The 25,755-nt window shown below is 60.1% G+C and carries 22 protein-coding genes and 1 riboswitch; of the genes, 12 read left to right on the top strand and 10 right to left on the bottom strand.

The features are described from left to right. Nucleotides 1–4: 4 nt before the first annotated feature. The 6 genes from FHT85_RS18190 to epmA form a co-directional block, all read right to left on the bottom strand. A complete protein-coding gene (locus tag FHT85_RS18190) occupies nucleotides 5–964 on the bottom strand; it encodes a DUF1839 family protein (RefSeq protein WP_112412991.1) in 960 nt (319 codons plus the stop codon). An 8-nt stretch (nucleotides 965–972) separates the two neighbouring features. Then, nucleotides 973–1,881, bottom strand: a complete 909-nt coding sequence (locus tag FHT85_RS18185) for an amino acid--[acyl-carrier-protein] ligase (RefSeq protein ID WP_112412976.1) — start codon at nucleotides 1,879–1,881, stop codon at nucleotides 973–975. Between the two features lie 5 nt (nucleotides 1,882–1,886). Further along, on the bottom strand, nucleotides 1,887–3,080 hold the full coding sequence (locus tag FHT85_RS18180; RefSeq protein WP_112412977.1) for an acyl-CoA dehydrogenase family protein: 1,194 nt from the start codon (nucleotides 3,078–3,080) through the stop codon (nucleotides 1,887–1,889). Beyond that, on the bottom strand, nucleotides 3,080–3,331 hold the full coding sequence (locus FHT85_RS18175) for an acyl carrier protein (protein ID WP_112336202.1): 252 nt from the start codon (nucleotides 3,329–3,331) through the stop codon (nucleotides 3,080–3,082). Before FHT85_RS18175 ends, FHT85_RS18180 begins: the two co-directional genes overlap by 1 nt. Nucleotides 3,332–3,694: 363 nt before the next feature. Further along, the gene (locus tag FHT85_RS18170) at nucleotides 3,695–4,747 is read right to left on the bottom strand and encodes a lysine-2,3-aminomutase-like protein (protein ID WP_112412978.1); all 1,053 of its coding nucleotides are present in this window, start codon (nucleotides 4,745–4,747) and stop codon (nucleotides 3,695–3,697) included. After that, nucleotides 4,744–5,808, bottom strand: a complete 1,065-nt coding sequence (gene epmA, locus FHT85_RS18165) for an EF-P lysine aminoacylase EpmA (RefSeq protein ID WP_112398104.1) — start codon at nucleotides 5,806–5,808, stop codon at nucleotides 4,744–4,746. Before epmA ends, FHT85_RS18170 begins: the two co-directional genes overlap by 4 nt. Before the next feature lie 152 nt (nucleotides 5,809–5,960). Here epmA and efp point away from each other — a divergent pair, with 152 nt between their 5' ends. Further along, nucleotides 5,961–6,530: an elongation factor P gene (efp, locus tag FHT85_RS18160; protein ID WP_015341611.1), complete on the top strand. Its 570-nt coding sequence runs from the start codon at nucleotides 5,961–5,963 to the stop codon at nucleotides 6,528–6,530. A gap of 107 nt (nucleotides 6,531–6,637) precedes the next feature. On the opposite strand, the gene FHT85_RS18155 is transcribed toward efp, so the two are convergent. Then, nucleotides 6,638–8,488 carry an ABC transporter ATP-binding protein/permease gene (locus FHT85_RS18155; RefSeq protein WP_112398105.1) on the bottom strand — a complete coding sequence of 617 codons (1,851 nt, stop codon included), beginning with the start codon at nucleotides 8,486–8,488 and terminating at the stop codon, nucleotides 6,638–6,640. Nucleotides 8,489–8,651: 163 nt separating this feature from the next. On the opposite strand from FHT85_RS18155, the gene FHT85_RS18150 reads away from it, so the two are divergent. From FHT85_RS18150 to FHT85_RS18100, 11 genes are all read left to right on the top strand, one after another. Continuing rightward, nucleotides 8,652–9,494 (top strand): AAA family ATPase, encoded by an 843-nt coding sequence (locus FHT85_RS18150; RefSeq protein WP_112412979.1) that lies wholly within the window; start codon nucleotides 8,652–8,654, stop codon nucleotides 9,492–9,494. After that, nucleotides 9,494–9,916: an NUDIX domain-containing protein gene (locus tag FHT85_RS18145; RefSeq protein ID WP_112412980.1), complete on the top strand. Its 423-nt coding sequence runs from the start codon at nucleotides 9,494–9,496 to the stop codon at nucleotides 9,914–9,916. Before FHT85_RS18150 ends, FHT85_RS18145 begins: the two co-directional genes overlap by 1 nt. Before the next feature lie 80 nt (nucleotides 9,917–9,996). After that, nucleotides 9,997–10,074, top strand: a riboswitch (SAM riboswitch). Nucleotides 10,075–10,119: 45 nt separating this feature from the next. Continuing rightward, complete coding sequence (metA, locus tag FHT85_RS18140; protein ID WP_112412981.1) at nucleotides 10,120–11,046, top strand: homoserine O-succinyltransferase; 927 nt, start codon at nucleotides 10,120–10,122, stop codon at nucleotides 11,044–11,046. Between the two features lie 3 nt (nucleotides 11,047–11,049). Next, complete coding sequence (locus FHT85_RS18135) at nucleotides 11,050–12,243, top strand: vWA domain-containing protein (RefSeq protein ID WP_112412982.1); 1,194 nt, start codon at nucleotides 11,050–11,052, stop codon at nucleotides 12,241–12,243. Between the two features lie 130 nt (nucleotides 12,244–12,373). After that, on the top strand, nucleotides 12,374–13,234 hold the full coding sequence (locus FHT85_RS18130; protein WP_112398110.1) for a tetratricopeptide repeat protein: 861 nt from the start codon (nucleotides 12,374–12,376) through the stop codon (nucleotides 13,232–13,234). Nucleotides 13,235–13,539: 305 nt separating this feature from the next. Next, complete coding sequence (locus FHT85_RS18125; protein ID WP_162709808.1) at nucleotides 13,540–14,031, top strand: hypothetical protein; 492 nt, start codon at nucleotides 13,540–13,542, stop codon at nucleotides 14,029–14,031. Between the two features lie 135 nt (nucleotides 14,032–14,166). After that, nucleotides 14,167–15,192 (top strand): aldose epimerase family protein, encoded by a 1,026-nt coding sequence (locus FHT85_RS18120; RefSeq protein WP_112410970.1) that lies wholly within the window; start codon nucleotides 14,167–14,169, stop codon nucleotides 15,190–15,192. A 239-nt stretch (nucleotides 15,193–15,431) separates the two neighbouring features. Further along, nucleotides 15,432–16,205, top strand: a complete 774-nt coding sequence (locus FHT85_RS18115) for a GntR family transcriptional regulator (RefSeq protein ID WP_112410980.1) — start codon at nucleotides 15,432–15,434, stop codon at nucleotides 16,203–16,205. Next, nucleotides 16,202–17,233 (top strand): SIS domain-containing protein, encoded by a 1,032-nt coding sequence (locus FHT85_RS18110; RefSeq protein WP_112410969.1) that lies wholly within the window; start codon nucleotides 16,202–16,204, stop codon nucleotides 17,231–17,233. Before FHT85_RS18115 ends, FHT85_RS18110 begins: the two co-directional genes overlap by 4 nt. Further along, the gene (gene nagA, locus FHT85_RS18105; protein WP_112410968.1) at nucleotides 17,233–18,390 is read left to right on the top strand and encodes an N-acetylglucosamine-6-phosphate deacetylase; all 1,158 of its coding nucleotides are present in this window, start codon (nucleotides 17,233–17,235) and stop codon (nucleotides 18,388–18,390) included. The genes FHT85_RS18110 and nagA overlap by 1 nt, the downstream gene beginning before the upstream one ends. A 23-nt stretch (nucleotides 18,391–18,413) precedes the next feature. Then, the gene (locus tag FHT85_RS18100; protein ID WP_112410979.1) at nucleotides 18,414–19,142 is read left to right on the top strand and encodes an SIS domain-containing protein; all 729 of its coding nucleotides are present in this window, start codon (nucleotides 18,414–18,416) and stop codon (nucleotides 19,140–19,142) included. A gap of 112 nt (nucleotides 19,143–19,254) precedes the next feature. Here FHT85_RS18100 and FHT85_RS18095 read toward each other — a convergent pair whose 3' ends face one another. The 3 genes from FHT85_RS18095 to FHT85_RS18085 form a co-directional block, all read right to left on the bottom strand. Beyond that, nucleotides 19,255–22,431 carry an efflux RND transporter permease subunit gene (locus FHT85_RS18095; RefSeq protein WP_112410967.1) on the bottom strand — a complete coding sequence of 1,059 codons (3,177 nt, stop codon included), beginning with the start codon at nucleotides 22,429–22,431 and terminating at the stop codon, nucleotides 19,255–19,257. Continuing rightward, the gene (locus FHT85_RS18090) at nucleotides 22,428–23,603 is read right to left on the bottom strand and encodes an efflux RND transporter periplasmic adaptor subunit (protein ID WP_409527343.1); all 1,176 of its coding nucleotides are present in this window, start codon (nucleotides 23,601–23,603) and stop codon (nucleotides 22,428–22,430) included. The genes FHT85_RS18095 and FHT85_RS18090 overlap by 4 nt, the downstream gene beginning before the upstream one ends. Nucleotides 23,604–23,923: 320 nt before the next feature. Beyond that, nucleotides 23,924–25,753: an ABC-F family ATP-binding cassette domain-containing protein gene (locus FHT85_RS18085; protein ID WP_112410966.1), complete on the bottom strand. Its 1,830-nt coding sequence runs from the start codon at nucleotides 25,751–25,753 to the stop codon at nucleotides 23,924–23,926. Nucleotides 25,754–25,755 lie beyond the last annotated feature (2 nt).

Raw genomic sequence — 25,755 nt, 5'->3', positions numbered from 1 at the left:
TCGGTCAAAGCTTCCGTTCGAGGTCGCTCATCATGGCATCCCACGCATCGGCAGCCGGATCAAGGGCCGTACGCAGCGGCTCGAACTTCTTGCGTGTGATGGCGCGGGCAAGCTGGAACTGCACCGACTTCGCAGTCTCGGAAATTTTCCGCGCCTCGGCCACCGCTTCAGACAGATCGGTCGAAAGCCAGTCGAAATGACTGCCGGCAAGCTCGAAATTGGCGCCGAGCTGACGCAGCGTGTTGAAGGCATATTTATGGAAGAAACCGAATGGCCGTTCGGCGACCGCTTCCACCTGCGCAGGGAAAACCTCCGCGAAGGCGCGGATCGGATTGGCCAGCGGATGACGGCGGAAATGGAAAGACAGAAGCTGTCGTGCCGTCTGACGGATCGCAGCGTCGGCCGGTGCCGTCTCCGGGAATTTCGCAAATTCCGTATAGGGCAGGAAGGGCAGGTCCTCATCCGTCAGATGCAGCTGGAAGAGCCCGTCGAAGTCCTCGCCCGACAGCTGGAAGAATCCGCCATTGTGGAAGTAGTCGAGCGTGCGGCCCTGCATGTCGAGCCGGTTGATCGCCACCGTCGTCTTGCCGTGTTCGCGGCGATAGCCGACCCCTTGAGTATCCGGCATGAAGAAGGAATCCATCTCCACCAGGCAGAGCCTGCCACGGCCGATCTGCTCGGCGACATGGTTCTGAACCTTGTCGTAGATCGCAAGCTCGGTGCAGCGCACGCCATAGAGCGCTTCCAGATCCTCAAGCGGCACCTTGAAGAAGGTGAACTGGTCGCCCTCGAAATCCTGCGTCACCGTGAAGCCAAGCATGGCTTCCGGCGGCAGCTGCATGCTCGAGAGCACCTCGATCCAGAGATCGATATAGCAGTTGGTCTCGGGCCACATGCGCTCGCTGTCGTGCAGTGCATGTGGCTTGTAGGTGGCGGGATCCAGCCCCTGAAACACGGAAGCCATGGATGCGATCAGCCCCACAGCGTCTTGCGCACGCTCTCGGGCCATTCCTTGGTGTCGAGACCATGAGTGTGGAACAGCGCCAGCGCGATGCGCTCCAGGCCAAAGCCGACGCAGGCGGTATGCACGACGCGGCCATCGGCAAAGTTCAGGCCCCACTTCGTGCCAAAGGCATCCTGGTGGTAGTTGAAGCTCATGCAGGCGGTCGGCTTGGCTGTCGACGTGATCGGGATCAACAGCTCGAACTTGAGGTTCTGGTCGCGCTGATTGTTGGCGAGCATCTTGCCGGCGCGGCCGAAGAATGGGTCGTTGGCGACATCGATGGTTACATCGAGACCGACGGCCTTCATCATCTCGACACCGCGGTCCATCCAGCTCTGGCGGAAATCCGTCACGTGCTTTTCGCTGCCCATGCAGACATATTCGCGCATGCGGAAGAGCTGCTGGCGGGCCGGGTCCTTGGAGGGCTCGTGGCGGAAGCAATAGGATTGCAGATCATAGAGCGCTCCATCTTCCGGAATGGCGCCGCGCTTGGCGACCGTCGGGTAGAGCGGATAGCAGGCAGCCGGCGTCAGCACGATATCGGTCGCCTGCTGGTCTTTCGTCCAGTCGTCGCCCACTTCCATGCATTTCAGCAGGCTCATATGGTCGAGCTCGTTGCCGCAGAAGCTGTGCACCGTGCCGGCAAGCTGCGGAAAGCTCTTCATGTAGCCGCTCGTCTCAAAGAAGGCGCGGTTCATGCCGGGCGGAAAGCGGATGGCTTCGGCGCCATCGGCGCCGCCGAACGTGTCGATCAAGCGCTCGAAAGCGGAAATCACGTCTTCGAACTGGCCACTGCGGCCATAGAGACCATCAACGCCGGTGTCGATCAGGAGACCGGAATCGAAAAGACGGTCGAGAAACGATGTTTGCATATCCATGACGGTTACCCCAACAGGCTGGTATCTTGTTTATGGACGAGCAGCATTGTCGACGTATTGCCGAGGATGCGGTCGTTCGAGATCATCAATTGCGCCGAGTGCGCGTCGCGCAGGTGGCGGCCGAGGCTGTAGGGCGTACCGTTCTTGTAGCCCATGATGCCGCAGATCAGCATCGCATGGTTGATGATCGGCAGGATCATCTCCGACGACGCGATCTTGACGTTGTTCATCGCCACGGCGAAGGCCATCGACGACAGGCGATCAGCATCGAGCTTCGCCTCTTCATAGGCCTTCAGCCCGGCAACCACATTGGATTTCACCATCTGCAGCATGCTGGAGGCTTCGGCGAGGCGCAGCGCGCCGGGAGGCTGTACGCCAGGAGACTTGCGGGCAGCAGCCCGCACGAACGCCTGCGCGCGGGAAACCGCATCGGCGGCAATGCCGTACCACACGCCGCTCCAGAGCAGGTGCGAGCTTGCGAGCATCGACTGTGCGGCGATCTCGGCAAAGGGCTTCGGCAGGATCTGCTTGGCCGGAGCTTTACCCTTGAACAGGAAGCCGTCGGAACAGGTGCCACGCATGCCGAGCGTGTTCCACTCGACGGTGCGCTTGATGTCGTATTGATCTTTCAGGAAGCAGGTCAGCACCTGATCGGAGGACGCCGCCTCGGCATGGCTGCGCGAGGTGATCAGAATGGCGTCGGCATGAGCGCCATAGGAAATGACGGTCGCATCCTTTTCGAGGGCGCAGGTATCGCCTTCGACATTGATGGCGCAGATGCTGTTGCGCAGGTTGCCGCCGATCCCGCCCTCGGTCGTCGCAGAGGCAAGCAGCAGCTGTTCCCTGGCAATGCGGCGCATGAAGTCGCGGTGCCAGTCGCTGTCGACGCCGTGCTCGACCAGGCTCGAAAGCTTGATCTGGTGCATGGCGAAGACCATGGCGCTTGCCGCACAAGCCTGGCCGAGGATCGAGCAAAGCTCGGCGATTTCGGTCATCGACGCGCCTTCGCCGCCGAGATCGGCGGGGATCTGGATGGAAAGCAGCTTTTCGGCGCGCATCGCGTCGACAGCTTCGCGTGGGAACCGACCCTCGGCATCGACGGCATCGGCGTGTTGGCTGGCGATCGCTGCGACGCGGGCGGCGCGCACCGCCGCTCCCTCGCCCGTCCCAACCTCGAGTAGAGCGACCGCCGCAGTCATCAGGCGACCTTTCTGCTGTCCAGGATCATGCCGACGGTTCTTTCGATTGCGGCGATGCTGGCGAAGGACTTGCGGTTCAGCAGGTTGTCCGGGAATTCGATGTCGAAGGCTTCCTCGATGCCGAGCATCAGCTGTACCGAAGCGAAGGAAGACAGCCCCGCCGCATAAAGATCAGCATCGTCTTCGATCTGATCGACAGCAACGGGAAGCGTACCGAACTTGGCCAGCAAATCGCGAATCGTCTTGTTCATAGTCTAGTCCCTTCTGGCAATGGCAAGCATAACCGCAGTTACGCAGTCTTATTCTTCGCCGAGAAGTAACAGGCAAAATAGAACATTCCGCTAAGCGACGTGGTAAATACAACCAACTTATACTTCGTGTAAAATTGCTATATTCGATACTTACCTGATTGAAATTTACCAAGCGTAAGCCATCTAACGCGCGGCTCAAGCACAAATATCGAAAATCTCTAATATTAAGGAATGACGATTTTTGGAATGTCGAGAAGTGAAAGAAGGTTAACGTACCAAAATTCGCCATCACGTTTCATTCAAAAAACGTCATAACAATCAGAGCGTCAGTGAAAGTATAGTCCTGCAGGACAAAGGCCGCCCCTAGCCTTCCGGCGGATAGATATGGCCGCCGCCGCGATAGTCCGAAATCGAATAGCAGCCTTCGCGCAGCTCCCGCACCGACGTTTGCCCGATATCCGCCTTGCCGTAGCCGCCGGGAATATCGAGAATGTAGGTCGGTTGGCAGAGGCCGGAAATACGGCCGCGCAGGCTTGCTACGATTGCCTGCCCTTCGGCGATCGTGAGGCGGAAGTGGCTGGTGCCGGGCGCAAGGTCCGGATGATGCAGATAATAGGGTTTCACCCGGGTTTCGACGAAAGCCCTCATCAGCGCCGCCAGCACCTCCGGATCGTCATTGACGCCCTTCAACAGAACCGACTGGCTGATAAGCACGATTCCCGCATCGACCAGCCGGGCGCAGGCAGCGCGCGCCTCCTCCGTCATCTCCCGCGGATGATTGGCATGCAGCGCTACATAGATGGTCTTGCCGCTCGCCTTCAGTGCCGCAATCAGCGTCGCATCGACCCGCAAAGGGTCTACGACGGGGATGCGGGTGTGGAAGCGGACGATCTTCACATGGTCGATCTCGGCAAGCTGCCCGAGAATCTCTTCCAGGCGCCGCGGTGAAAGCACCAGCGGATCGCCGCCGGTCAGAATGACCTCCCAGATCTCCTTGTGCTCGCGGATATAGGCAAAGGCGCCGTCAAGCGCAGCGCCGTCCAGCGTCCCGAGCCCCTGCGGTCCGACCATCTCGCGGCGGAAGCAAAAACGGCAATAGACAGGGCAGACATGCACGGCCTTCAGAAGCACACGGTCGGGATAGCGGTGGACGATACCCTCGACCGGGCTATGCGCGTGATCGCCGATCGGATCGGCGCGCTCCTCGGGCGTGACGACGAGTTCCGCCAGATCAGGCACGAACTGCCGGGCTATGGGATCGACAGGGTTTTCGGCGTCGATCAGTCGCGTCACGGTCGGCGTCAAGGCGACGGCGTAGCGCTCCGCCACGGCTTCGAGCGCCACTGTATGGTCGGCGTCGATCAGCCCGGCGCGCTCAAGTTCGCCGATAGTCCGGATTGGGCGCATCACATTCATGCGTCATACTCCGCGACTGGTGCCCACAGCACCTGTTCGATCCGCGAGGCGCCGGTTGCCAGCATCACAAGCCGGTCGAAGCCCAGCGCGATGCCGCTTGCGTCAGGCATGACAGCAAGCGCCTCCAGAAACTCCTCGTCCAGCGGATAGGTCTCGCCATAGACGCGCTGTTTCTCCGCCATCTCGATCTCGAAGCGGCGCCGCTGCTCCTCGGCATTGGTAAGCTCGCCAAAGGCATTGGCAAGCTCAACGCCGCAGGCATAGAGCTCGAAACGCTCGGCAACGCGGTGGTCGGCTACCGACGGCCGGGCAAGCGCCGCTTCGGAAACGGGATATTCGTCGAGGATCGTTGCGCGGCCGAAGCCGAGATTGGGTTCGATCTTCTCAACCAGCACCCGGCTGAAAAGATCCTGCCAAAGATCGTCGTCGGCAACGCGGATGCCAGCCTGCCGCATATCCGCCGCTAGACGCTCGCGATCCGTCGATCCGTCGAGACCGATGGAGGCAAAGAGATCGATGCCGGCATAACGTTCGAAAGCGGCTGCGACGCTGATGCGCTCAGGCTGGAGGAACGGATCGGTTTCGGCTCCGCGATAGCTGAATTTCTTCGCCCCGACCGTCTCGGCAGCAAGCCCCAGGATTGCGGCGCAATCGGCCATCAGGGCCTCGTAGCTCTCTCCTGCCCGGTACCATTCCAGCATGGTGAATTCCGGATGATGCAGCGGTCCGCGCTCGCGATTGCGGTAGACATGGGCAAAGCAGGCGATGCGCTCCTCGCCCGCCGCAAGCAGCTTCTTGCAGGCAAATTCCGGTGAGGTGTGCAGATAGAGAGGCAGCGTTTTGCCATCCGTCGTCACCGCCTCGGTCGCGAAAGCATGCAGATGGGCCTCGTTGCCCGGCGACACCTGCAGCGTCGCCGTATCCACCTCGATGAAGTCGTTGCGCGCAAAGAAAACCCGCAACGCAGCCTGAATGGCATTGCGGCCGATGAGGAACGGCCGCCGGTCCGCATGGACATTGCGGGTCCACCAGGGGGACGCTTTGCTCGTCTTCGGCTTCATTCCTAGCTTTCTTCGGGGCACGACCCACGCAAGGGGGTGGCAATTTCCATTGATTTAGGGTAGTTGCGCCCCCAAGCAAACAATTGCTGCGTCTCGGAGAGCATTTCGACAGTCCCTCTACGACGCAAAGCGCAGCGTTACAAGGAAGTCTTATGGTCAAGGTCATCGCCTCTTCGGTCCGCAAGGGCAACGTTCTCGATGTCGACGGCAAGCTCTACGTCGTTCTCACCGCTCAGAACTTTCATCCGGGCAAGGGTACGCCGGTTACCCAGGTCGACATGCGCCGCATCGTCGACGGCGTGAAGGTCTCCGAGCGTTGGCGCACCACCGAACAGGTCGAGCGCGCCTTCGTCGAAGACGTGAACTTCCAGTACCTCTATGAAGACGGCGAAGGCTTCCACTTCATGAACCCGGCCACCTACGACCAGGTCGTGGTCGATGTCGAAACCATGGGCGACCAGAAGGCCTATCTCCAGGAAGGCATGACCTGCATCCTGTCGATCCACGAAGGCATCCCGCTCGCGATCGAACTGCCGCGCCATGTTACGCTCGAAATCAGCGAGACAGAGCCGGTCGTGAAGGGCCAGACGGCATCCTCTTCCTACAAGCCTGCCATACTGTCGAACGGCATCCGCACCCTGGTGCCGCCGCACATTACCGCCGGCACCCGCGTCGTCATCGCCACGGAAGACAATTCCTACGTCGAGCGCGCCAAGGACTGAGTCTCAAGCTCATTGCTTGCATGAAGAACGCCTCGTCCTCGCGACGGGGCGTTTTGCGTTTTGGGCGGTTGAAGCCAGAGGATCACATGAAGATGGATCCCATCGTATTAGGGAGCACTGGCCTTTTTCCCGCCCGTCCGCATTGCACCGGCGGTCTCGGGCGGCGTTTGCATATCGGTGCTGTGCTCATGCGGAGCCAAGGACTGCAGATGCAGGATGCGCGGCGACATGGAGTGCATGAAGGCTTCTGAGCGCCCGATATAGATCAGAGTCGCATCCTTCAATTCGGTGAGCATAGCAAAAGCCTTCGCCTGAACTTCAGCCTCGAGCCCATCCATGGCATCATCGAAGACGATCCATTTCGGCTTCGCGAGTAGCAGATGCGCAAAGCCGACAGCCTTCTGCTCTTCGGTATCGAGCAATCGATCCCAGCGGGCCTGCGTATCGAGACGGCTCTTCAGCCGGCCGAGCCCCACCTTGTCGATGACGGCCTCGACAGCGGCATCGTCGTAGGCGTCCGGATCATCCGGAAAACAGATTGCCTCCCTGAGCGTGCCGGTCGGCACATAGGGCGTATGCGGCACGAACAGCATGTCATCCATCGGCGGCAGACTGACCGTGCCCGAGCCGCTGTACCACTGGTGCGCCAGCACCTCGAACAGCAGCCTGCGGTTTACGCCGTGATCGCCATTGATCATCACATGCTCGCCGGCATTGATCGTGACCGTACCCTCCGCGATTCGGAAGCCGTTTTCAGTCGCATCGTCGCTGGTCTTCGTCGAAATCTCCAGATCGGTCCAAACCATCGTCCCGGGTGCCGCCTTCTCAAAGACGAGGGTGTGCGGCATCGGCGTCTTGTCGTCCATCTCCGTCAACGCCTTGCGGAAATCGGTCACGCGCATCAGCGTCGCGCGCCATTCGGCGATCGGGCCGAAATTCGCGACATACCAGCGCAGCGCCGAATTGACCTGATTGAAGGCGCCGACCGCCACCATCAGCTGACCGAAGGTCAAGCCCCCGGAGAAATAGGCGGGCGCGGCAACGAGGATCGGAATGATGAGCACCAGCCAGCCATAGCCGGCGGACACCCAGGTGAGATTGGTATTGGCGATGGCAAGCTGCCGGATGACGGCAAGCACGGCCGATATATCGAGATTGATCCGCCGGCGCTCGTTCTCTTCGCCGCCGGCAATCGTGATCGCCGGCATATGCTCGTTGGCATGCATGAGCGCAAAGCGCAGCTCGGCCTCTTTCGAATAGCGATCCGCATTCAGCCGCACGAGGCGGCGGCCGACGAATTGGCTGAGGAACGATGCCGATCCGGCATAGAGGATTGCCGCCCAGACCATGTAGCCGGGGATGGCGAAACTCATGCCGTTGACTTTGAATACCATGCCGCTGGAAAGCTCCCAGAGCACGCCGATAAAGCTCAGCAGCAGGATCGTCGCCTGCACCAGACCGATGGCAAGCCCGGTCGTGCTTTCCGCCAGGTTGCGGGCATCTTCATGCAGACGCTGGTCGGGATTGACGCCGATCAGGCCGGAAGAGGCGAGACGAAGCGCGCGCTTCGCCTGAAGCCACTGATTGACGAGATCACGCGCCAGACCCTCGCGCATGTACAGCGCGGTCATCTGGTTAAGCCAGGCCTGGATGACGTTGAGGACCAGAAGCGAACCGGCGATGATGCCGAAGACGCCGAGCTGATGGAAGAAAGCGGTGATATCGCGTCTTGCCAGCGAATCGTAAAAGGGCGCGTTCCAATTGTTGAGCAGCACCTGAACATAGGCCGTGACGAGGATGATTGCGAAAAGCGCGACGACAAGAATAATGAGCTTGATGCGGACCGGCGAATTCCAGAACGCGGAAAACATCATCCTCAACCGAAAGAAGAGGCTCAAATCGTATCCGACCTGCTCGTTCCCCTGCCCATTCGGCTTGGCTTGCGTATCAACTGCCATCAGCACTTCCCTGCCACGCGTCCCGTCAGTTAATCATGAGCCGCCCTCATGTCCACCCTTGCAATAGATCGGTGGGATCACATTCCTATATACACGGTTTCGCGTCTTAAACCGAATAAGGCCAGCAATTAGCTTGCGCTTGAAAAATTGAGAAAGCCTTCCGATGCAATTTCAGGGAACTGCCGACTATATCGCCGACAAGGATCTGATGGTCGCCGTCAATGCCGCCATAAGGCTGGAGCGTCCGCTTCTCGTAAAGGGCGAACCCGGTACGGGCAAGACCGAACTCGCACGCCAGGTGGCCACCGCGCTCGGCCTTGACCTGATCGAGTGGAATGTCAAGTCGACGACGAAGGCCCAGCAGGGTCTCTACGAATATGATGCGGTTTCGCGCCTGCGCGACAGCCAGCTCGGCGACATCAGAGTTCATGATGTCGGCAACTATATCCGTCGGGGCAAGCTTTGGCAGGCCTTCACCTCGCCGCAGAAATGCGTGCTGCTGATCGACGAGATCGACAAGGCCGATATCGAATTCCCGAACGATCTCCTGCAGGAACTCGACCGCATGGAATTCCACGTCTACGAAACCGGCGAGACGATCCGGGCCGTCGTCCGGCCGATCGTCATCATCACCTCGAACAACGAAAAGGAGCTGCCGGACGCCTTCCTGCGCCGCTGTTTCTTTCATTATATCCGCTTCCCCGACATGGAGACGCTGACGCGCATCGTCGAGGTGCACTATCCCGGCATCAAGCAGACGCTCGTCCATGCGGCACTGACGCAATTCTTCGAAATCCGCGACGTGCCGGGCCTGAAGAAGAAGCCCTCGACCTCGGAAGCGCTCGACTGGATCCGCCTGCTGGTCGCAGACGATATCGATCCGGAAACGCTGCGCGCCGATGCGAAGAACGTATTGCCGAAACTCCATGGCGCGCTTCTGAAGAACGAGCAGGATGTGCACCTCTTCGAGCGGCTGGCCTTCATGGCACGTGGGCAGGGTAGATAATGCAACCCGATGCCGTAAAGGTTTTGATCTATGCTGTTCGGGATCGGCATCTGCTGGTATTCGATGAGCCAGACTTCCCCGCCGTCCAGCTCCAGGTTCCTGGTGGCACTGTCGAATCCGGTGAGGACATTGTAGCGGCCGCAGCGCGCGAATTCGAGGAGGAGACCGGTTTTGCGCCGCGCGAACTCTATTCCCTGGGCGTCCACGACTACCGTTTCGAAAAGAACGGCCGCGATTACTATCACCAACGGCACTATTTCCGCTGCGGTATCTCCGAGCGAGCGCCTGCCACTTGGTTCCACCACGAAATGACGCCTTTCGACGGTGGCGACCCGATCGGCTTCCGCTTCTTCTGGCTACCGATCGAGGCTGCCAGGCATCGCCTCGGTTATGGCATGGAAGCTCTCATTGAACATCTGTAGGCCGTATCGCGCCTCCGAGCTCAGCCCCGGACTTTCCCCGACGCTTGCCCCATTGACCCGCGGAGATGTCGGGTTTATGAAATTTCCCTTGTGGTGATTTGGCCGGCCGGCTTGCAGCCACGTTAAATAAGTCGCTAAAGGGCCGCGTGCGGACCGGTAGCGATTCATCGCGGCCGGTTTTTTTGTATTTGGCGAGTGAAAAGATGCCCATCAAGATTCCCGATACGCTCCCCGCGTTTGAAACCCTCCAGAACGAGGGTGTGCGGGTGATGACCGAAACGGTGGCGTTCCGACAGGATATCCGCCCCCTTCAGATCGGGCTTCTCAACCTCATGCCGAACAAGATCAAGACCGAGATCCAGATGGCGCGCCTGGTCGGCGCATCGCCGCTGCAGGTGGAGTTTTCCCTGGTGCGCGTTGGCGGCCACAAGGCCAAGAACACCTCGCAGGAGCATCTGCTTGCTTTCTACGAGACGTGGGAGGAAGTGAAGCACCGCAAGTTCGACGGCTTCATCATAACCGGCGCGCCGATCGAGCTGCTGGAATATGAGGACGTCACCTACTGGAACGAGATGCAGGAGATCTTGGACTGGACGACCACCAATGTCCATTCGACGATGAACGTCTGCTGGGGCGCGATGGCGGCGATCTACCATTTCCACAAGGTGCCGAAATATACGCTGACGGAGAAGGCCTTCGGCGTCTACCGCCATCAGAACCTGAAGCCCTACTCGGTCTATCTCAACGGCTTCTCCGACGATTTCGCCATTCCGGTCTCGCGCTGGACCGAAGTGCGCCGCGCCGACATCGAAAAGGTGCCCGGCTTGCAGATCCTGATGGATTCGAGCGAAATGGGCGTCTGCCTCGTGCATGAACAGGCCTGCAACCGGCTCTACATGTTCAATCACGTGGAGTATGATTCCACATCGCTGGCGGATGAGTATTTCCGGGATGTGAATGCCGGCGTGCCGATCAAGATGCCGCACAACTATTTTCCGCATAACGATCCGGAAATTCCTCCGCAGAACCGATGGCGCAGCCATGCACACCTGTTCTTCGGCAACTGGATCAACGAGATCTATCAGACCACGCCATATGATCTGGAGGAGATCGGCCAGGAAAGGATTTGAGGCTTGTTCATTCCCTTCTTCCTGAAGCTCAAGGAAGCGAAGGTTCCGGTGACGCTCCGGGAATTCCTGTCGCTGCTTGAGGGAATGGAAGAAGGGATCGCCGACTACGACGTCGAGGCTTTCTACTATCTGGCCCGCGCGACGCTGATCAAGGATGAGCGCTTCATCGACCGTTTCGACCAGGTCTTTGCCGATTACTTTCGTGGCGTCGAGGCGATCGGCGGCAATGCCGATGGAGAAGCGGCGGAGCCGACCGTCCTTCCCGAGGAATGGCTGCGCAAGCTCGCCGAGCGGCATCTGACCGAAGAGGAAAGACGGCAGATTGAGGCGCTCGATGGCTTCGACAAGCTGATGGAGACGCTGCGCGAGCGGCTGGCCGAGCAGAAGGGCCGGCATCAGGGCGGCTCGAAATGGATCGGCACGGCGGGCACCTCGCCCTTCGGCGCCTATGGCTATAACCCCGAAGGCGTGCGCATCAGCCAGGAAACCTCGCGCCACCGCCGCGCAGTAAAAGTCTGGGATCGACGCGACTTCAGGAATCTCGACGATGGCGTGGAGCTTGGCACCCGCAACATCAAGGTAGCGCTGAAACGCCTGCGACGCTGGGTACGCGAAGGCGCCGCCGAAGAACTGGATCTTTCCGGCACCATCCGCTCCACCGCCGAACATGGCTATCTCGATGTCCAGACACGGCCGGAGCGCCGCAACGCCGTCAAGCTGCTGATGTTCTTCGATGTCGGCGGCTCGATGGACGACCATATCCGCGTCGTCGAAGAACTCTTCTCCGCCGCCCGCGCGGAGTTCCGCCACATGGAGTATTTCTACTTCCACAACTGCCTCTACGAGGGCGTCTGGAAGGACAATCGCCGCCGGCGCGTCGACATTACCGCCACGACCGACCTCATCCGCACCTTCGGTCCCGACTACCGCGTCGTCTTCGTCGGCGACGCATCCATGAGCCCCTATGAGATCTCTCAGCCGGGCGGGTCGGTGGAGCATTGGAACAAGGAGGCTGGGGAGGCCTGGCTCGCCCGAATGACCGGCCATTTCCGCAAATGCATCTGGATCAATCCGGTGCCGGAAAATGACTGGGGCTACACGACCTCCATCTCCATCATCCGCCGCCTGATGAGCGACCGCATGTATCCCCTGACGCTTGGAGGGTTGGAGAGAGCGACAAGGGAGTTGTCGCGCTAAGCGTCATAAATTGGTTCAATATAACAGCGGAAAAATTGAGCTTGCATAGTATATCCAACTTGATCCGCATTTCATCAAGATGATCTTTCGATATCTGCCAGATACGAAGCTTAAAAAAGCGAGCAGGCAAATGCAAATTAATACCAATGCTTTCACAGCTATAATCATGTTGTTGGTGCTATCAACCTGGCCTGACATGACGTTTGCTTCCAGCCTCGCGCTCACTACAACCGCGACAGAAGCGACGTGTTTTTCAGCAAGGGGTGAAGAGGCGATTACCCTGTGTACTGCTGAACTCGCTAAGCAGAAATCGTCAGACGCTTTCGGCAACCGGGCGGAAGCATATGGCGTTGCGATGCAATATGACAAGGCTGTAGCCGATTACACTAGCGCTATACAGCTCGCTGAACCCGACGGTGTTATGCTCCCCACATATTACCAAAACAGAGCGGGTGTGTATTTTGCTATGAACAAATATGAGCTGGCGATAGAGGATTATACAAAGGCATTGGATTTAAACCCAAAACTCAGCACGGATTTTGTCAGTCGGGGACAGGCCTACGCCGCTTTGAACAAAGACAAAGAGGCGTTTGCGGATTTCGACAAAGCGATGAAAGACAAATTTGCAAAGCCGCTCACCCTGCGTGTGCGGGCTGACCTCCTGTTGACCAGAGGCGAACCAGATCGCGCGATCCAAGACTACCAAGATTGCCTCAAGCTGCAGCCAGAGAATGTTTATGCGATGATCGGGATTGGCAATGCATATTTGAATAAAAACATGACCGATTCAGCATTTTCTCAATATGATCTTGCCCTCTCCACTCGACCGATCTGCCCCGAATGCCTGATCGCTCGCGGGAGTGCTTTTGCCAAAATTGGCAACACGGAGAAGGCGATAGCAGACTATAACGCCGCCCTCGCCTTTCCTGATCAGTTCATCGCTCCGAATGTGAGAAAAGGGGCCGAAGCCAAGCTGCGTAAGCTACAATAGTCTTGGCGGCACAGTGCCTCCAGTGAAAGTACGCTACATAAAGGCACCTTCGCAAATGGATCTGCCCAACCCGTTCGGGAAAATCACTAGATTTATACGACCTCGATCTCGATGATGCGCGGGCTGATGAGCGACCGCATGTATCCGCTGACCCTCGGCGGACTGGAAAAGGCGACGCGGGAATTGTCGCGCTGAGGGATCAGCATTTGCATGCCGTTGCGCCACCAAATAGACACAACCATTTGTAGAAAGAGAAGTGCAGCAGATATCGCCGCGACTCGCTGCGAAAACCGGTGGAGATGTGCGTGCGCTGCGCTGCAAAATTACTTCTCTTCATCGCAACCATTTTGTTCGTCTCGCAGCAGGCAAGATCCGAAGAATGGGGCTTCTCCGGCCAATGGGAACAGATCGACTCCAACGCCAGCGCCGGTGAAAAATGCCGCATGGGAATAATCAGGCAGGGCAGGTTTATGAGGATCAGCACCAGCAATGGCTGGAGCGCTACCGCGGAGACGAGCAGTTATGCAAACGCCAGCTACGCGGCAGGTATGGGACGCTGGAGCTCCTATGTGGAAAAATACAGTCAAAAGGCGTTCTATATCCTTCTCGCCGTTCGCGGCGACAGGTTGATGGTAATCATGAAGGCCGAAAAAGCGGACGGGTCGAACCAATTAATTCGAACGCTTTTCAGCAGACGGACAGCCAACTCTCTTCACGACAAGCTGGACGGATCAGGACGAAATCGACCGCCTGTCTTCTGCGCCGCACATTCACAGCATAACGTGTCAATCTACTAGCTATGGGCAAAGCGCCTAATCAGACCTTGCCCCCTTCCCACCCGCCCCTAAATTTCGCCATCGAACTGGTTGCGGAACGGCGCGAATGGAGGCAGGGTCTGACCTCGCATACTCAAAAGCAATGGATGAGCTGATATGACGGAAAGCACTTTGCAGCGGGAACATTTTGGGACGACGGCGAATGGAGATATCGTCTATCGCGTCAAGATCGTCGGTGGCGGCCTGACCGCCCATATCATGTCCTGGGGGGCGGTCATCCAGGATCTGCGCCTTGACGGCCACGAGCCCTCGCTTCTGCTCGGCTTCGACAATTTCGCCGATTATCCCGCTCATTCCTCCTATTTCGGCGCCACGCCCGGCCGCTGCGCCAACCGCATCGGCGCCGGCCGCTTCACGCTCGACGGCAAGCAGTATCAGCTGGAGCTCAATGAAAAGGGCGTCACCCATCTGCATGGCGGCAAGGACAATATCGCCAAGCGCAACTGGACCATCGTCGAGCACGATACCGACCGTGTCGTCCTGAAGATTGTCGACCCCGACGGCCGCGCCGGCTATCCCGGCAACTGCACGATCCAGGCAACCTATTGGGTGCATGGCAATGGCGAATTGTCGGTCACCTATGAATCGACCACCGACCAGCCCACTCTCGCCAATGTCTGCCAGCACGCCTATTTCAACCTCGACGGCCGCGACGATGCGCTCGGTCACGACATCATGATCGCCGCCGATCACTACACACCGACGGACGACAAACAGATACCGACAGGGGAAATCCGCTCCGTCGAAGGCACTGCCTTCGATTTCCGCGAGATGTCGCCGATGAAGCGTTTCGAAGGAAGCGAGCAGGCGCTCTACGACCATAATTTCTGCCTCTCCAGCGAGCGCACCGCCAAACGCTCCGTCGTGCTCGCCCGCAGCGTCAATTCCGGCGTCTCGCTCGAAGTGCGCACCACCGAGCCCGGCGTGCAGTTCTATGCCGGCTTCAAGCTCGATGTGCCGGTTCCCGGTCATGACGGCCGCAAGATCGGCCCGTTTGCCGGTTTCTGCCTGGAAACGCAGGTCTGGCCGGACGCCATCAATCATGAAGGCTTCCCCAATGCTGTGCTCCGCCCGGGCGAGGTATTGCGGCAGGAAACGGATTACATCTTCACGAAGAACTAAAGCCGAGCATGATGCCGAAAAGTGTGAAGCGGTTTTCGGACGACATCATGCTCTACTTCCTTGATTCCAGAACGAATTCAGATTTTAGGCCGAATGGACTTAAAATCTGAATTTGCTCTGGAGCATGCCCTGCTCTCACACTAATCGGCCGGGCGTCCAAAGCGCCCGGCCGATTCTTTTTTGCACTGCGGACAGATTCACCTTGTGAATTGGTTCTAAATAGGTTCTATATGACGGCCATGGATAGAACCAGTTTGATCGCCGAATTGAATAATCGCGGCCTCAGCGACGGGGCTGGTAGCGGCCCGCTATATAAGCGCCTGGCACAAGCGCTGACCGGCCTGGTCCAGGAGGGTCTGCTGAAACCGGGCACGGCACTTCCGGGCGAGCGCGATCTCGCCAGCGCACTGGAAATCGGCCGCGTTACCGTGCGAACGGCCTATCGCGACCTGCTCACTTCAGGCGTCATCGAATCCCGCCACGGCAGCGGCACCTTCGTCTCGCAGCATGTGGAGCGCATCGAGCAGCCGCTCTGGCGGCTCTCCTCCTTTTCCGCAGACATGCGATCGCGCGGCCGCGAACCCGCAGCGCGCATCCTGTCCCGCACTGTTAGCGCGCCCGCGCCGGAGGAATCCTTCCTGCTCGGCCTCGGCCTTGATGAGCCCGTGTTGCGGCTCGATCGACTGCGTCTGGCGGATGGCCAGCCGCTCGCCATCGAGCGCGCCGTCGTTCCCATCAAGTTCCTGGGTGAGGAGGCCATATCCGAGGGATCGCTTTATGACGCTCTGGCCGCCAAAGGCTTCAAGCCCGTGCGCGCCCAGCAGAGGCTGACCGCCGTGACGCTCGACCCGACCTCCGCCTCGATCCTGACCGTGAAGGCCGGAGCGCCCGCGCTTCTGATCGAGCGTGTCTCCCGCCTCGCGGACCACCGCGTTGTTGAATATACCCGCTCGCATTACCGCGGCGATGCTTATGATTTTGTTGCTGAATTGAGAATTGGAGATGACCTATGAGCGAGACCCAATCCCTGATGCTGACGGAAGCCGGCCAATCGCCTGAGGTGGTTGCGACGCTGCTTGAAAAAGAAAAGCCTGCTTTTGCCGAGATCGCGAAGCTCTTCTCGACCGGTCGCCCATCCCTGATCACGACGGCCGCGCGCGGCTCGTCCGACCACGCCGCCACCTTCTTCAAATATCTCTTCGAAATCTCCTGCGGTATCCCGGTCGCTTCCGTCGGCCCGTCGATCGCTTCCGTTTATGGCGCTCCGCTGCACCTGAAGGGCGGCATTCACTTCACGGTCTCCCAGTCCGGCGGCAGCCCCGATATCATCGCCATGCAGGCCGCCGCAAAGAAGGGTGGCGCAACGACGATCGCCGTCGTCAACGTCACCGACAGCCCGCTCGCCAAGGAAGCCGACATCGTGCTCGGCCTGAACGCCGGCAAGGAACAGAGCGTCGCCGCGACCAAATCCTTCATCGCCTCGGTTGCCGCTCTTGCCGGTGTCACGGCTGCGGTGTCGCAGGACAAGGCGCTGATCGATGGTCTTGCCAAGCTGCCGGAGGCGCTTGCCGCGACCTCGGGCATCGACGGCAGGGCGGCCGAAGATGTGCTCTTCGACGCCTCCTCGCTCTATACCGGCGGCCGTGGCCCGGCTTTCGCCATTGCACTCGAAGCGGCCTTGAAGGCGAAGGAAACCGCCGGCCTTCATGCCGAAGCCTTCTCGCTCGCCGAACTCATGCACGGGCCGATGCGCCTCGTGCAGCCGGGCTTCCCGATCGTCGCCTTTTCGCCCGACGACGCAGCCTTCGCCAACAATGCCAAGGCGCTGGAACGGCTCCAGAAGCTCGGCGCCACCGCCGTCTCCTTCTCGACCGCGCCGCTTGCCGGCATCAACCTGCGCATGCCGACGACAGGCAACGGCCTGCTCGACCCGCTCGTGTCGCTGCTGTGCTACTATCGCCTCATCGAGTCGGTGACCCGCCGCAAGGGCTTCGACCCGGATAAGCCGGCTAATCTTCTCAAGGTAACGGAGACCATGTGATGGACTACAAGGTCTTTACCGGCGCCCGCATCTTCGATGGCGACCGGTTTCACGAGGATAGCGCGTTGGTGATCGGCAATGGCCGCATCCATGCCATCACCGGCATCAACGATGTGCCCGATAATGCCGAAACCATTCAGCTGAAAGGCGGCGTTCTCTCTCCGGGCTTCATCGACGCGCAGGTCAACGGCGGCGGCGGCCGCATGCTGAATGACGAGCCCTCGCCGGCGTCCATGTACATGATCGCCGAAGGGCACCGCCCCTACGGCACGACATCGGTGCTGCCGACGCTGATAACGGATGTCGCAGCCGCAACGACGGCCGCGATCGAAGCGGCCATCGAAGCCGTGAAGGCCAATCGCGGCGTCGCCGGCCTGCATCTGGAAGGCCCGCATTTGGCGCCTGCCCGCAAGGGTGCGCATCTGGCCGAACTGATGCGTCCGGTCGAAGACAGCGACGTCAAGACTTTCATCCGCGCCCGCGAGGCGATCGGCACGCTGCTGGTCACCATGGCGGCCGAGCAGGTGACGGAGCGGCAGGTGCAGGCGCTCGCCGAAGGCGGCGTCATCGTCAGCATCGGCCATAGCGATTGCACGGCTGAAGCCGCCGATGCGCGCTTCGACGCCGGCGCCCGCGGCGTTACCCACCTTTTCAATGCCATGAGCCAGATGGGCCATCGTGCGCCCGGCCTCGTCGGCGCAGCGATCGACCATCCCGCCCCCTGGTGCGGCATCATCGCCGATGGTCATCACGTCGAGCCGACGGCGCTTAGGGTTGCACTGCGCGCGAAACGCGGTGAGGGCCGTCTGTTCTTTGTCACCGATGCCATGTCGCTGGTCGGCACCGATCTTCCGAGTTTCACGCTGAACGGCCGCACGGTCTATCGCACCAAGGGCGGCTATTGCTCCAAGCTGACGCTCGATGACGGCACGCTGGCAGGCTCTGATGTCGATATGGCCTCGACCATTCGCTATGGCGTCAATATTCTCGAGCTGCCATTGGCTGAAGCCCTGCGCATGGCGACCTCCTACCCTGCCCGCTTCCTCCGGCTTGCCGATCGCGGCCATTTGGCGCCGGGAATGCGTGCCGATCTCGTTCACATAAACGACGGCATCGAAGTCACGGAAACATGGATCTCAGGTCAAGCTTCGGCCTGACACAGCGTATGAGGAAGCTCGGCATGAGCGCAGTCACGGACAACTATTTCTCCGCTCTCATCGGTCGGTTAGAGACCCTGCGCGAAACGTTGGCCGAGCCCATGTCCCGGGCCTCGGCCGCCATTTGCGCGGCCGCGCGCGCCGACCGCCGCGTCTATGTCTTTGGCACCGGCCATTCGCATATGCTGGCCGAAGAGGTGCATTATCGCGCCGGCGGCCTCGCCTTCACCATTCCCGTGCTCGTGGGCTCCGCCATGCTGCATGAAGGCGCCGTCATCAGTTCGGTCTATGAACGCACCGAAGGCCTTATCCGCCCGGTCTTCGAGCGCTACGGCATGCAGCCGGGCGATGTGCTGATCATCGCCTCCAATTCCGGCGTCAACGCAGCACCGATCGAGGCGGCGGATTATGGCCGCGAGATCGGCGCAACGGTCATCGCCATCACGTCGCTCGCCTATTCGGCCGCCATCGCCAATGGACGTAGGAAGCTCGCCGATATCGCCGATATCGTGCTGGACAACGGCCTGCCGCCCGGTGACGCGATGATAGAGCTGTCGGGAACGGAGCTGAAGGTCGGGCCGGCCTCAACAGCCGTCGGCGCGACGGTGCTGAACGCCATCTTCGCCGATGTCGCCGCCGAACTCTGTAAAGATGGCAATCCACCCGTCTACCTCAGCGCCAACATGCCAGGCGCCAAGGAAACCAATCAGCGGCTGGTCAAGAAATATAGACCGCGCAATCCGCATCTATAATGCATTCAGCGAAAGAATATTGAACCGCTTTGCGTCTGGCATTGCCTGAAAGCAGCCAGATAAAGAGGCCGAGCGGTTCCCGTGAAACGCTCGGCCTCTCCTCTGTTAGATATCATTGTGCTGCGGCATCTGTGGCCGAGGGCTCCTGCGCGGCTTCCGCCTGCTTGCGCCGCCTGCGCAGGACGACATAGAAGACCGGCGTCAGGAACAGGCCGAACAGCGTCACGCCGAGCATGCCGGAGAAAACGGCCGTACCGAGCGACTGACGCATTTCGGCGCCGGGACCGGTGGCGATCATCAGTGGCACGACGCCGAAGATGAAGGCGAAGGCCGTCATCAGGATCGGGCGCAGGCGCAGATGACTGGCCTCGATCGCCGCCTCCACCGCACTCTTTCCCTCTGCCTGCGCCTGCCGGGCGAATTCTACGATCAGGATCGCGTTCTTGGCCGCAAGGCCGATCAGCACGATTAGCCCGATCTGCGTCAGGATATTGTTGTCCATTCCTCTCAGATGCACGCCGATCAGCGCCGCCAGTACCGCCAGCGGCACGATGAGGATGATCGCAAGCGGCAGGATCCAGCTTTCATATTGCGCCGACAGCGCCAGGAAGACGAAGATGACCGATAGGGCGAAGATATAGATCGCCGTGTTGCCGGTATGCTTTTCCTGATAGGCGAGTTCGGTCCATTCGAAGGTCGTGCCCGAGGGCAAGAGGTTCTTGGCCAACCCCTCCATGGTATCGAGTGCAGTACCCGTGGAAACCCCCGGTCCCGGATTGCCCTGCAGGGGAACCGAGACATACATGTTGTAGCGCTGGACGAGCGCCGGCCCGGTCGTATCGCGGATATCGACCAGCGTGCCGAGCGGCACCAGCGCGCCCGTCGCCGAGCGCACTTTCAGCGCCAGAATGTCCTCGCGATCCATGCGATATTGCTGGTCTGCCTGCGCCCGCACCTGGTAGACGCGGCCGAAGGCGTTAAAGTCGTTGACATAGGACGTGCCGAGGTTGATCGACAGCGTCTCGAAGATATTCGGGATCGGCACGTTGAGTGCGCGCGCCTTATCACGGTCGATCGCCAGGAAATATTGCGGGCTGTTGGCGGAGAAGGTGGTGAAGACGCCGCTGACGCCCTTATTTTGTGCGGCAACGCCCATCATCTGGTAGGCGAGCGGCAGGATGCGGCGCATGTCGGGATTTTCCCGGTCCATGATCTGCATCTTGAAGCCGCCGGAATTGCCGACGCCGCGGATCGAAGGCGGCGGAATGGCGATGATGAAGGCTTCCTGGAGACCCTGCAAGCTGCCATAAAGCTGGCCGATGATCTTGGTCGCCGTATCCCCGGTCTTCAGGCGTTCCTCGAATGGCTTGAACGGCGTGAAGATGACGCCCGAGTTTGAGGCATTGGTAAAGGTTGCACCGTTGAAGCCGGCGAAGGCGACGGCATTGGCGATACCAGGCGTCTTGCTGATGATATCGGTCGCCTTCTGGATGACGGCATTGGTGCGCGCAAGCGACGCGCCGTCAGGCAGCTGCACGACGACAATGGCATAGCCCTGGTCCATGGTTGGAACGAAGCCTTGCGGGACGATCCTGCCCATATACCAGGTTCCCGCGAGCAACCCTGCGAAGACGAGAAGTGCACAGGCAAGCGCCGCCCAGGTTGTCACAAGGTGTCGGATAATCCATGAATAGCCGCTGCTCATCCGCTCGAAGCCGCGGTTGAACCCATCGCCCAGCCCACGGCCGAAGCGCGCGAAGATGTTGTTGGATTTCTTGTGGCTATGCGGCCGCAGCACGATCGCGGCGATCGCCGGCGAGAGCGTAAGCGAGTTCAGGCACGAAATCGCCGTCGCGACCGAAATCGTCACCGCGAACTGCCGGTAGAATTGGCCTGAGATGCCGGGGATAAAGGCTGTCGGCACGAAGACGGCGATCAGCACCAGCGAGATTGCCAGAACCGCCGTACCCACCTCGTTCATCGTCACATGCGACGCCTCTTTTGGCGTCATGCCGAGCGCGAGGTTTCGCTCGACATTCTCAACGACAACGATCGCGTCATCGACGACGATGCCGATGGCGAGCACCAGGCCGAACAGCGTCAGCATGTTCAGCGAGAAGCCGAAGGCGAGCAGGAACGCGAAGGTGCCGATCAACGATACCGGTATGGCGACGATTGGAATGATCGCCGTCCGCCAGGACTGCAGGAAGACCAGCACGACGATGGCAACGAGGATAGCCGCCTCGAAGATCGTCTTGTAGACCTCGTGGATGGATTCGGCGATGAACTCCGTGGGGTTATAGATGATGCGGTATTCGAGCCCCTGCGGGAAATCCTGCGCCAGGCTTTCCATCGTCTTTTGAATATCGGCGGCGGCATCGAGCGCGTTCGTGCCCGGGCGTGCGAAGACGCCGAGCGCCACCGCCGGGCTGCCGTTCAGATAGCTGTTGGTGACGTAGTCCTGCGCGCCGAGCTCGATGCGAGCGACATCCTGCAGCTGCACGAGACGACCGTTGCCCGTCGCCTTCACGATGACATAGCGGAATTGCCGCGCGTCGGAAAAACGCCCCTGCGTGGTGACGGTATATTGGAACGCGTTGGTGCCGGACACCGGTGGCCCGCCAATCGTACCGCCGGAAACCTGCACGTTCTGATCGCGAAGCGCCTGAACGATGTCGCCGGCGGTCATGCCGTAGGCGGCGAGCTTTTCCGGATCCAGCCAGATACGCAGCGAATATTGGCGCTCGCCGAAGAGCTGGACGTCGCCGACGCCATCGAGACGAACCAGAAGGTCGCGGATGCGCGTACGGGCATAGTTGGAAATATAGAGCTGGTCGTAGCGATTGTTCGGCGAGAGGAGATGCACGACCATCATCAGGTCGGGCGAGCTCTTGACCGTAGTGATGCCGATGCGGCGGACATCATCGGGCAGTCGCGGTTCGGCAATGGCGACGCGGTTCTGCACCAGCACCTGTGCCTTGTCGAGATCGGTGCCAAGCTTGAAGGTGATCGTCAGTGCCATGGAGCCGTCAGCGCTGGAATAGGAGGACATATAGAGCATGTCCTCGACGCCGTTGATTTCCTGTTCGATCGGCGTCGCCACCGTATCGGCGATGGTCTGCGCGTCGGCACCCGGATAAGAGGTACGCACAACGATGGTCGGCGGCGCGACTTCAGGATATTGCGCCACCGGCAGCTGGAAATAGGCGATGCCGCCGACGATCAGCAGCACGATGGATAGGACCGATGCAAAGATCGGCCGATCGACGAAGAAGTGGGAAAACCTCATTGGCTGGTCCCCTGTGCATCGGCCTGGGCCGGCGGCTCGTCATTCGTCGCCTGCTGCGGCAGCTCGATCAGCTGGGGCGTCACCTTGACGCCGGGCCGGATACGCATCAGCCCATTGACGACGATGGTCTCGTCGCCACTCATGCCGTCGCGGATGACGCGATAGCCATAGAGCTTCGGCCCGAGACGCACGGATTTCGGCGTGATGTTGCCGGCGGTATCGACAGTATAGACGACGCGCTGGTTCTGATCCGAGCCGATGGCTTCATCCGGCACGAGGATCGCCTTGTAGCTGTTGGACCCCTGCACCTGAACACGTCCGAAAAGGCCGGGTTGCAGGATAAGATTGGGATTGGGAAAGCGCGCGCGAACGCGGATCGTTCCGGTCTCGTTGTCGACACGGTTTTCCGCGAAATCGAGCTTGCCCTTGAAAGGCTTCTGCTTGGAATCGGCAATCGTCACAGTCACATCGAGACCGCCACCGCCCTGCTGCAGGGCGCTGCCATTCTTGCGGGCCTCGTCAGCGTAGGAGAGCAGCCGGCGCTCATCGACATCGAAATAGAAATCGATGGGATCGAGCGACACGATGGTCGTCAGCACGGTCTGATCGGCCTGCACGAGATTGCCGACCGAGATCAGGCGCCGGTCGATACGACCGCTGAGCGGCGCGGTAATCCTGGTGAAATCCATGTCCAGATTGGCGCGATCGACCGTCGCCTGCGCACCGCGCACATTCGCCTGCGCCGAAATGAGATCGCGGCGTCGATCATCGAGCGTCGAAGCAGACTGGCTGCCCGTCGTCGACAGGGATTCCGCCCGTTTATATTGCGCATCGGCAAGCGTCAGCGACGATTTTGCCACTTCCAGCGAGGCGGTCGCCTCGTTCAGAGTAGTGATGAAGGGCCGCTGGTCGATGACAAAAAGCAGATCTCCCTGCTTGACGATCGCGCCGTCCTGGAAATGCACCTCCTGCAGGTAACCGCCGACCCGCGAGCGCACGGAAACCTCATCGACCGCCTGAAAGCGCCCGATGAACTCGTCACTGTCGACGACATCGCGAACGACAGGCTTGGCGACCGTAACGGGTGGCGCCGGCGGCGCACCCTGCGCAAGCGCCTGGGCACTCGATAAAACGGCAATAACACAGCTCAACAAGACGGCACGCGGCAGCATCGGCATGAAGCACCCCTTGAAAAACCGCATGCGGCAGCAGGCGCCGTCATTACGGTACGCTCACGAAATTTGTCTGCAACTTTCCGCGAAGAACCTGTCGCCATCAGGCGCGGTGAAACCAGGTCGCTTCGGACTTCCCCAACATGCGCCACGGGCCGCGCCGGCCCGGGGGTATCAACCGGAGCGTGGTCCGGCAACATGCGTTTATGTATAAACGGTTTATCGGATTCGACAACAGGGAATGAACCGCCAGCGATCGAGCGCAACCGATTGTTTTTACTGGATAGTAAAGACGCGCATAGGATGAGCCGATAGAAACATCAGCCCTCCAGCTCCTCGCGCAGCATTTCGAGCTCCAGCCATTCCTCTTCCATCTTGATCAGGCTTTCGCGCAGCTTTTCCATTTCCACCGCAAGGCGGTTGAAGGTTGCGGGATCCTTGGAAAAGAGGTTCGGATCGGCCATTTTCTTTTCGCGCGCGGCAATCTCGGCTTCCGCCTTCGCCATTTCCTTCGGCAGGTTTTCGAGCGCAAATTTCTGCTTGTAGGAAAGCTTGCCCTTTCCCTTCGAGCTCTCGCCGGCCGGCGCTGTAGCTTCGGCCAATTTCGGCTTTTCGGCTGCTTTTTCCGCCCGCTTGCGCTCCTCGATTGCCCCCTTGCGCTGAGCGAGCATGTCGGAATAGCCGCCGGCATATTCGATCCAGCGCCCGTCGGGCTCTTCCGGATCGGCGGGCGCGATCGTCGAGGTCACAGTACGGTCGAGGAAATCGCGATCGTGGCTGACGAGGATGACCGTGCCGGCAAAGCCGGAGACGATTTCCTGCAGCAGGTCGAGCGTCTCGATGTCGAGATCGTTCGTCGGTTCGTCGAGGATCAAAAGATTGGTCGGCCGCGACAGGATACGGGCCAGCATCAGCCGCGCGCGTTCGCCGCCGGAGAGGTTCCTGATCGGCGTGCGCGCCTGCTCCGGCTGGAACAGGAATTCCTTCATATAGCCGGTCACATGCCGCTGCTCACCATTGACGAGCAGGTTCTCGCCACGACCGTCGGTCAGATAGTTGGCGAGCGTATCTTCCGGGTTCAGCTCCTCGCGCTTCTGGTCGAGGGTGGCGATTTCCAGATTGGTGCCGAGCTTTACAGTGCCGCTATCCGGCTCCAGCTGCCCGGTCAGCATCTTCAGAAGCGTCGTCTTGCCGGCGCCGTTCGGGCCGACGAGACCGATGCAATCGCCGCGATGTACGCGGATCGAGAACGGCGCGACGATGACCCGCTCATTATAGGACTTGGTGATCTTGTCCGCCTCGATCACCAGCTTGCCGCTTTCCTGCGCATCGGAAGCAGCCGCCTGTACCGTGCCCAAAGCGCCTTTGTGACCGCGATAGCGCGAGCGCATATCCTGCAATTCGCCGAGGCGGCGCATGTTGCGCTTGCGCCGCGCCGTCACGCCGTAGCGCAGCCAGTGCTCTTCACGTTCGATCTGCTTGCCGAGCTTGTGCTGCTCCAGCTCTTCGGCTTCCAGCACCTGGTCGCGCCAGGCTTCGAAATGGCCAAAGCCCCTGTCCAGACGACGCGAAGTGCCGCGATCGAGCCAGACGGTCGCGGTCGACACCTTTTCGAGGAAACGCCGGTCGTGCGAGATCAGAACGAGCGCGCTGCGGCTCTTCTGCAGCTCGCCTTCCAGCCATTCGATGGTCGGCAAGTCCAAATGGTTCGTCGGCTCGTCGAGCAGCAGGATATCCGGTTCGGGCGCCAGAACGCGCGCCAGTGCCGCGCGGCGCGCTTCACCGCCGGAAAGGTTCTTCGGATCCTCCTCCCCGGTCAGGCCGAGATGGGAGAGCAGATAGGTGACGCGATAGGGATCATCGCCAGGCCCAAGACCGGCCTCGGCATAGGCCGCCACCGTCTTGTAACCGGCAAAATCAGGTGCCTGCTCAAGATAGCGCACGGTCGACGACGGATGACGGAATACCTCGCCCGATTGCGCTTCGACGAGACCGGCGGCGATCTTCAACAGCGTCGACTTGCCGGAACCATTGCGTCCGACAAGGCAGATTTTGTCGCCCGGCTCCACCTGCAGGCCGGCACCGGCGAGCAACGGCGCACCGCCGAAGCTCAGAAAGATGTCGTCGAGTTTCAGAATGGGAGGGGCCAAGA

It is taken from the genome of Rhizobium sp. BK312 (assembly GCF_014193605.1).
Lineage (GTDB): Bacteria > Pseudomonadota > Alphaproteobacteria > Rhizobiales > Rhizobiaceae > Rhizobium.
This window is presented reverse-complemented; position numbering and strand designations above follow the sequence as displayed.

Coding starts and splice junctions, on each gene's coding strand:
- FHT85_RS18190 (WP_112412991.1), bottom strand. CDS start 964: ATGGCTTCCGTGTTTCAGGGGCTGGATCCCGCCACCTACAAGCCACAT.
- FHT85_RS18185 (WP_112412976.1), bottom strand. CDS start 1,881: ATGGATATGCAAACATCGTTTCTCGACCGTCTTTTCGATTCCGGTCTC.
- FHT85_RS18180 (WP_112412977.1), bottom strand. CDS start 3,080: ATGACTGCGGCGGTCGCTCTACTCGAGGTTGGGACGGGCGAGGGAGCG.
- FHT85_RS18175 (WP_112336202.1), bottom strand. CDS start 3,331: ATGAACAAGACGATTCGCGATTTGCTGGCCAAGTTCGGTACGCTTCCC.
- FHT85_RS18170 (WP_112412978.1), bottom strand. CDS start 4,747: ATGAATGTGATGCGCCCAATCCGGACTATCGGCGAACTTGAGCGCGCC.
- epmA (WP_112398104.1), bottom strand. CDS start 5,808: ATGAAGCCGAAGACGAGCAAAGCGTCCCCCTGGTGGACCCGCAATGTC.
- efp (WP_015341611.1), top strand. CDS start 5,961: ATGGTCAAGGTCATCGCCTCTTCGGTCCGCAAGGGCAACGTTCTCGAT.
- FHT85_RS18155 (WP_112398105.1), bottom strand. CDS start 8,488: ATGGCAGTTGATACGCAAGCCAAGCCGAATGGGCAGGGGAACGAGCAG.
- FHT85_RS18150 (WP_112412979.1), top strand. CDS start 8,652: ATGCAATTTCAGGGAACTGCCGACTATATCGCCGACAAGGATCTGATG.
- FHT85_RS18145 (WP_112412980.1), top strand. CDS start 9,494: ATGCAACCCGATGCCGTAAAGGTTTTGATCTATGCTGTTCGGGATCGG.
- metA (WP_112412981.1), top strand. CDS start 10,120: ATGCCCATCAAGATTCCCGATACGCTCCCCGCGTTTGAAACCCTCCAG.
- FHT85_RS18130 (WP_112398110.1), top strand. CDS start 12,374: ATGCAAATTAATACCAATGCTTTCACAGCTATAATCATGTTGTTGGTG.
- FHT85_RS18120 (WP_112410970.1), top strand. CDS start 14,167: ATGACGGAAAGCACTTTGCAGCGGGAACATTTTGGGACGACGGCGAAT.
- FHT85_RS18115 (WP_112410980.1), top strand. CDS start 15,432: ATGGATAGAACCAGTTTGATCGCCGAATTGAATAATCGCGGCCTCAGC.
- FHT85_RS18110 (WP_112410969.1), top strand. CDS start 16,202: ATGAGCGAGACCCAATCCCTGATGCTGACGGAAGCCGGCCAATCGCCT.
- nagA (WP_112410968.1), top strand. CDS start 17,233: ATGGACTACAAGGTCTTTACCGGCGCCCGCATCTTCGATGGCGACCGG.
- FHT85_RS18100 (WP_112410979.1), top strand. CDS start 18,414: ATGAGCGCAGTCACGGACAACTATTTCTCCGCTCTCATCGGTCGGTTA.
- FHT85_RS18095 (WP_112410967.1), bottom strand. CDS start 22,431: ATGAGGTTTTCCCACTTCTTCGTCGATCGGCCGATCTTTGCATCGGTC.
- FHT85_RS18090 (WP_409527343.1), bottom strand. CDS start 23,603: ATGCTGCCGCGTGCCGTCTTGTTGAGCTGTGTTATTGCCGTTTTATCG.